Source organism: Geomonas anaerohicana, from assembly GCF_016458305.1.
Lineage (GTDB): Bacteria > Desulfobacterota > Desulfuromonadia > Geobacterales > Geobacteraceae > Geomonas > Geomonas anaerohicana.
The window spans coordinates 1-6,832 of sequence record NZ_JAEMHL010000031.1 but is presented as its reverse complement, the minus strand read 5'-3'; the positions used below and the strand labels follow the sequence as shown (position 1 = coordinate 6,832).

The 6,832-nt window shown below is 61.2% G+C and carries 5 protein-coding genes; 2 read left to right on the top strand and 3 right to left on the bottom strand.

The genetic code is table 11. The features are described 5' to 3' along the window. Nucleotides 1-348: 348 nt before the first annotated feature. The 3 genes from ilvA to JFN91_RS21835 are packed head-to-tail and all read right to left on the bottom strand — an operon-like array spanning nucleotide 349 to nucleotide 3,374. Nucleotides 349-1,557 carry a threonine ammonia-lyase gene (ilvA, locus tag JFN91_RS21845; protein WP_199391254.1) on the bottom strand — a complete coding sequence of 403 codons (1,209 nt, stop codon included), beginning with the start codon at nucleotides 1,555-1,557 and terminating at the stop codon, nucleotides 349-351. Nucleotides 1,558-1,576: 19 nt separating this feature from the next. Next, a complete protein-coding gene (locus JFN91_RS21840) occupies nucleotides 1,577-2,593 on the bottom strand; it encodes a cation diffusion facilitator family transporter (RefSeq protein ID WP_199391253.1) in 1,017 nt (338 codons plus the stop codon). Between the two features lie 43 nt (nucleotides 2,594-2,636). Beyond that, a complete protein-coding gene (locus JFN91_RS21835) occupies nucleotides 2,637-3,374 on the bottom strand; it encodes a hypothetical protein (RefSeq protein WP_199391252.1) in 738 nt (245 codons plus the stop codon). A 146-nt stretch (nucleotides 3,375-3,520) separates the two neighbouring features. On the opposite strand from JFN91_RS21835, the gene trxB reads away from it, so the two are divergent. Both trxB and JFN91_RS21825 read left to right on the top strand, forming a co-directional pair. Next, complete coding sequence (gene trxB / locus JFN91_RS21830) at nucleotides 3,521-4,471, top strand: thioredoxin-disulfide reductase (RefSeq protein ID WP_199391251.1); 951 nt, start codon at nucleotides 3,521-3,523, stop codon at nucleotides 4,469-4,471. A gap of 223 nt (nucleotides 4,472-4,694) precedes the next feature. Further along, nucleotides 4,695-6,221, top strand: coding sequence for a YifB family Mg chelatase-like AAA ATPase (locus JFN91_RS21825; protein WP_199391250.1), 1,527 nt, complete (start codon nucleotides 4,695-4,697; stop codon nucleotides 6,219-6,221). Nucleotides 6,222-6,832 lie beyond the last annotated feature (611 nt).

The following is a 6,832-nucleotide window of genomic DNA, read 5'->3' as shown; positions in this document are numbered from 1 at the left end:
CTGTAACAGCATATCAGGAAGTTTCTTTGCCTCTTGTTATGCCAGGAGGTGCCTTTAGATGATTATCAGGCTACTTTATTGCAAAAGTAGCCTGTCCCCTTTTATATGGAAGGTTTTGAGAGCCTTTTCCTGGTTCCCAAGCTCCAGATTGGGAACCCCATATGCCGCAAAGCTCCAGCTTTGCATCCGAGGGAAGTTGGAGCTTCCGAGAGGCTTTGCGTTCCCAAGGCGGACCTTGGGGACGAGATCAAGGGAGAACGGAGAGACCTAGTACTTCAAAAAGGTTTTAGTTCTCTCAGATGGTCCTCAGATTTTCTCCGTGGCCAATGGTTTCCCGGTTTTAGCTTTTTACTTAATGACCTCGATCTGGTACCCGCACTTGCCGAGGTGCCGGGTCACTTCATGGATATGCTCCGCGCCGCGAGTCTCCAACTCCACCAACACCTCAGTCCTCCCTATCGGCAACGACTCCGAACGCCGGTCATGGGTGATGATGGAGATGTTAGCCCGCGCCTCGGCGATCTCGGCGGCCAACCGCGCCAGCGCCCCCGGCACGTCATCCAGCTCCACCTTCAGCTTCAGATATCGCCCCGCCGCCAGCAGACCGCGCTCCACGACCACCGCGATGGTTTTTACGTCTATGTTCCCGCCCGATAGCAGCGCCACGGTCTTGCCGGTAATCTTCTTCACCTTGCCGTTCAACAGCGCCGCCAGGCCAACCGCACCGGCACCCTCCACCATCAGCTTGTTGCGCTCCATGAGCGACACGATGGCGAGCGCAATTTCTTCCTCGTCCACCAACACGATCTCGTCGACGTAGTCCCGCACCACAGGAAAGGTGTTGCTGCCTGCCGTCTTCACCGCGATGCCGTCGGCGAGACTGGCGCGGATCGGTATGGTGAGAACCTCCCCCGCTTTAACCGCCTGACGCATGGAGGGAGCCGCGGCGGACTCGACGCCGATGACCCGCACGTGGGGGTGGGTCTCCTTGATGGCCCTAGCGATCCCGGCGATGAGGCCACCACCGCCGATCGGCACCAGCACGTTGGCCAGATCGGGAATGTCCTCAAGCAGTTCCAGCCCGATGGTCCCCTGGCCTGCCATCACCAGCGGGTCGTTGAAGGGGTGCACGAAGAGGGCGCCGGTCTGCTCCGCCTGCCTCAGCGCGGCGGCACAGGCCTCGTCGAAGTTCTTCCCCTCCAGGACCACCTCCGCACCGTAATCGCGGGTGGCAAAGACCTTCTGCGGCGGCGTGCTCTCCGGCATGTAGACCACCGCCTTGACGCCGAGGAGGTCCGCGGAGAAGGCGACACCCTGGGCATGGTTCCCTGCCGAGGCGGTAATCACGCCGCCGGCGAGGGCCTCGCGCGACTGTGCCGTCATGAAGTTGAGCGCGCCGCGAATCTTGAACGCGCCGGTGCGCTGCAGGTTTTCACATTTGAAATAAAGGGGGAGGCCGAGTCGTTCGCTGAAGTGGTGGGCCTGGATCAGCTCCGTGCGACGCACCCTTTTTTTGAGCCGTTGGGCCGCGTCGAGGATCAGGTTGTAATCGAGCATCTATTCTTCCATTCGCAGGTTAATGTGTGTGGTCGTCGTGGTCGTGGCAGTGATGGTGCCCCTGGCACGTGCCATGGGGATGATGGTGCGGGTGCGCGTGGGCATGCGCCAGCGAGGCGGCGCGGGGACGGTGCCGGAACTGCTTGGTGACGGCACCCTCGGTGCAGCGGGCGTTCTCGACCTGCAGCGTGGTGTGGGAGATGTGGAAGTGCTGGAACAGCTTCTCCTCGATCTTGCGCAGGATCTCTGTTTGCTCGCTGGGGGAGCAGTCTGGGACCACCACGTGCGCCGACAGCGCGATGATGTGGGAGCAGATGGTCCAGATATTCAGGTGGTGCACCTCGGCCACCCCCTCCACTTCCTTCATGGAGAAAGCGACCTGGTTGATGTCGATGCCGCGCGGTACCCCCTCCAGGAGGATGTGCACCGATTCCCGCATGACCCGCCACGATCCCCAGAAGATGATGAAGCCGATGCCGACCGAGATGATGGCGTCGAGCAGGTACCAGTTGGTGAAGTACATGATGATGCCGCCCACGATGACGCCGACCGAGGCGGCCGCATCGCCGATCACGTGCAGGAAGGCGCTGTGCACGTTCAGATCATCGTGGGAGTGCGAGTGCAGCGCGCCGGCGGAGAGCAGGTTCATGGCCAGGCCGACCGCTGCGATGATCAGCATTTCCAGGCTTTTCACGGCCTGCGGTTGCATCATGCGCTCGACCGCCTCGTAGCAGATGATGCCGGCGATGAGAAAGACGGTGCTGCCGTTGATGAAGGAGGCGAAGACCTCGGTGCGGTGCCAGCCGAAGGTGCGGGTGTCGCTGACCGGATAGGAGGCGAGCTTGATGGCACCCAGCGAGAGGAGCAGGGCGAACAGGTCGAGGAACACGTGCGCCGCGTCGGACAACAGCGCCAGCGAGTTGGTCCAGATGCCGCCGACCAGCTCTGCCACCAGGGTCAGCGAGGTCAGCAGGATGGCGTACTTGAAGCGTCCGGTTATGCTCTGGTCCAGGTGACTGTCGGCATGAGCATGCATAGGTGTGCCCCGATGGGAGGGGGCGAGGCCCCCTCCCTGTTGGTTAGAAGCTGAGCCCGGCCTTCAGGGAATAGATCAAGCGCTCCTGGTATTCCACCTCGGCGGTGACCCCGAGCAGGGGAAGCGGAGAGAACTTGATGCCCCCGAACACGCGGGGCTGGAAAACGTCTTCCGTGTCGAGGCCTGGCGCGAGCGTCTTCAGGCGCCCTTTGGCCTCGCTGTTCACCCAGACCCCGCCCGCGCCGGCGTACGGCGTCATGATCAGTAACCCCTTGCTGATGGAGGCGTCTATGCCGGCGGTTTGCAGGTTGAGATCGTTGACGCCGGAAAGCCTGCTGTAGGTGGCGCGCACTCCCAGCGCCGGCGTCGCCGCGGTCCCTTCCAGGATCGCCTTGCTCACCTCGATGCCCCAGAGCTTGATGTTGGAGTCGGGGACGTACGAGTACATCGCGCCGACGTCGATCCCCATCGGGAGCCCCTTCCTGGCGCGCAGTTTCGGGATCACCAGGTACGACGGTGCATCACCGCGGTACGCTGCGTTCCAGTAGCTGCTGTTGCTGATGTCCATTGCCGACAGCTCCGCCCCGATGTCGAATCCGGTGATGCCCAGCGGTTCGGCCGGGGCCATGTTCTTGTAAGAAATGGCGGCGCCCGCTTCCCTGGTGAGGTCTCTGAACTGCTTCTGCGTCAGAGGGGTCGTGAAGCTGATGTCTCTGGCCATGGCCTGGGTCGCACCAGAAAGTGCCAAGGTCAAGGCTAATAATACCGCGAGCTTTTTCATGGTTCCCTCCTTTTCATTATACGGCACAACGGTTTGAATCTTAGCAGAGCTCCCTATTGGGGTCAATGTGTTAGCCGCATGGCGCCTTGCAATTTAAACTATATACTGTTATCTTTCCGGCAAAATTCTGTCGGAGGTCTGTACACATGGAACCGATTCACCATCGTCTCATCATATTAGGCTCAGGTCCCGCGGGGTACACTGCTGCGATCTATGCGGCGCGCGCCAACCTGAACCCAGTCCTCATCACCGGGCTGCAAACGGGGGGGCAGTTGATGACGACGACCGAGGTGGACAACTGGCCGGGCGACCCGGCAGGTGTGATGGGACCGGATCTCATGGAGCGCATGCGCCAGCACGCGGAGCACTTCGGCACCCAGTTCATCTTCGACCATATCAACAAGGCCCAGGTGATGAAGCCTCCCTTCGTCCTGGAAGGCGACAGCGGCAGCTACAGCTGCGATGCGCTCATCATCGCCACCGGCGCCTCGGCCAAATATCTTGGGCTCCCCTCCGAGCACGCGTTCAAGGGGAAAGGCGTTTCGGCCTGCGCCACCTGCGACGGCTTTTTCTACCGTAACAAACCCGTTGCCGTCATCGGCGGCGGCAGCACCGCTGTCGAGGAGGCGCTCTACCTCTCCAACATCGCGAGCCACGTGACCGTCGTGCACAGAAGGGACAAGTTCCGCGCAGAGAAGATCCTGGCCGATCGGCTGATCGAAAAGACCAAGAACGGCAACGTTACCATCGAATGGAACCACCAGCTGGAAGAGGTGATCGGGGACGAGTCCGGCGTGACCGGCATCAGGCTGCGCCACAAGAGCGGGTCGGACAAGCACATCGACGTGCACGGCTGCTTCATCGCCATCGGGCACCAGCCCAACACCCACATCTTCGAAGGGCAGCTCGAGATGGACGAGGGGTACATCCGCACCAACTGCGGCTACGAGGGTAACTCCACCGCCACCAGCACCCCCGGCGTCTTTGCCGCCGGCGACGTGCAGGACCGCAACTACAAGCAGGCCATCACCTCTGCCGGCACCGGCTGCATGGCCGCCCTCGATGCCGACCGTTACCTGGAAATGCTGAAAGTCTGATTAAGGGGACTGATTGAGGGGACTGGCTCCGTCAGGTGCCTGTCCCCTTTGCCCCCAAGGCGTGGCATTCGATCAGGTCCACGTCCTGCGGCTGCCAGCCGGCCACGTGGCCGGGCTCCCTGCTGGGCGCACTCAGTGAGGTTTTTAACGTAGAACGTTGAACGGTTTCCAGGTTCAGTGGCCACCGCAGGAACTCACCCTTCACCGTCAGTTGGGGGTTCTCATGCTTGCCAAGGTTCTCGCCAGCGCGCTCTTAGGTATCGATGCCATCCTGGTTGACGTCGAAGTCGACATCACCCAGGGCCTCCCCCAACTGGCCACGGTCGGCCTTCCCGACGGTGCGGTCAAGGAGAGCAAGGACCGCGTCAAGGCCGCTCTCAAGAACTCCGGCTACGATTTCCCCAACCGCAAGATCACCGTCAATCTCGCCCCCGCCGACGTCAAGAAGGAGGGGGCTTCCTTCGACCTTCCCATCTCCATCGGTATCCTCGCCGCCATCGGCGTCATCAAGGAAGAACAGCTCCAGCGCTACATCCTTTTGGGAGAGCTGTCGCTGGATGGCGGCGTCAAGCCGGTACGTGGCTGCCTCTCGGTCGCGGTCGCCGCACGCGAGGCGGGGCTCGCCGGCATCATCATCCCGGCGGAGAACGTCTGTGAGGGAGGTGTGGTCGAGGGGGTAGAGGTCATCGGCGTGACGGAACTCTCCCAGGTGGTGGAGTTCCTAAACGGCAACCTCGTCATCCCCCCGTATCGTGCCGACATCGAGGCCCTCTTCAGCCAGGGGGGCGAGGCCGGCGACGACTTTTCGGAGGTGAAGGGGCAGGAGCACGCCAAGCGTGCCCTGGAGGTCGCCGCCGCGGGGTCACACAATCTACTTATGATAGGTCCGCCGGGATCGGGCAAGACCATGCTGGCCCGGCGCATCCCTTCCATCCTCCCCCCGATGCTCTTCGAGGAGGCGATCGAGACCACCAAGGTCTACAGCGTCATGGGGCTTTTGGAGCGGGAGCACGCGCTCATCTCCACCCGCCCCTTCAGATCTCCACACCACACCATTTCAGACGTCGGGCTCATCGGCGGCAGTAACACGCCCAAGCCGGGGGAAGTCTCCCTGTCCCACAACGGCGTCCTGTTCCTGGACGAACTCCCGGAATTCAAGCAGCACGTCCTGGAAGTGCTGCGTCAGCCCATGGAGGACGGGCGGGTCACCATCTCTCGGGCGCTCTCCTCGGTTACCTATCCCTCCCGCATCATGCTGGTCGCTGCCATGAACCCCTGCCCCTGCGGCTACCTCTCTGATCCGGTGCACCAGTGCTCCTGCACCCCCCTGATGATCCACCGCTACCGCTCTCGTGTTTCCGGCCCCTTGCTGGACCGGATCGACATCCACATCGAGGTGCCCGCGGTGAAGTACCGCGACCTAGCCGACCGGGGCGAGAGCGAGAGTTCCGCCGCCATCTCCTCGCGCGTGGCGCAGTCCCGGGAGGTACAGAAGGATCGTTTCAAGGGGACCAAGGTGAGGAGCAATGCCCAGATGACCGCCCGGATGATTCGCAAGTTCTGCGAACCCGACGAGGCGGGGAGCCGGATGCTCGAAGTAGTGACCGATCGTCTCGGCCTCAGTGCCCGGAGCTACACCAGGATCCTCAAAGTGGCCCGCACCATCGCCGACCTAGAGGGAAGCGAAACCATTTGCGAGCATCACATTTCCGAAGCCATCCAATACCGCAGCCTGGACCGGAAGACGTAAAAGGGGACTGGCTCCGCCAGGTGCCTGTCCCCCTTGCCTGTGGGATAGGCGCCTGTCCCCCTTGCCTTGCTGCACCCCGATCTTAAAATCCCGAGACCGAAGTTAACGACTCTGGACCCGATCTTAAAATCCTGAAGCCGATCTTAACAAGGTCGTGCTCGATCTTAAAATTTGGAAGCCGATCTTAACAAGGTCGTGCTCGATCTTAAAATCTGGAGGCTGATCTTAACAAGTCGTGCTCGACCTTAAAATCCGAGGGGCTGTAAATGATTTTGTCTAAATGGCGGGTTAACTATGGTGCCTGCCCAGTACTGCCCCATCCAACTGTTGAAAGGGGACTGGCTCCGATAGGTGCCTGTCCCCCTTGCCTCGGATTAGGTCTGCCTGCCCCTCAAGTCTTGGAAGCCTGCGGGACACAGGTGCAGTGAATAGTTGCACTGATTAGTGAGGTTGTGGCAGGCAAAAACGGCTGGGGGCAAAGGCCTGTAAGGGGGGGATGCTCGTGGTGCCAGTGTTTGAATTTGACTGTTGTCATAGCCAGACTAACACGCCAAGACCTCCGAATAAAGCATGAGGAGTGGTTGGAGTTGTCGGAACTAATGTGTCAAACA

Excerpts from the sequence above, each read along its gene's own strand:
- JFN91_RS21825 (WP_199391250.1), top strand. The coding sequence starts at position 4,695 with ATGCTTGCCAAGGTTCTCGCCAGCGCGCTCTTAGGTATCGATGCCATC.
- ilvA (WP_199391254.1), bottom strand. The coding sequence starts at position 1,557 with ATGCTCGATTACAACCTGATCCTCGACGCGGCCCAACGGCTCAAAAAA.
- trxB (WP_199391251.1), top strand. The coding sequence starts at position 3,521 with ATGGAACCGATTCACCATCGTCTCATCATATTAGGCTCAGGTCCCGCG.
- JFN91_RS21840 (WP_199391253.1), bottom strand. The coding sequence starts at position 2,593 with ATGCATGCTCATGCCGACAGTCACCTGGACCAGAGCATAACCGGACGC.
- JFN91_RS21835 (WP_199391252.1), bottom strand. The coding sequence starts at position 3,374 with ATGAAAAAGCTCGCGGTATTATTAGCCTTGACCTTGGCACTTTCTGGT.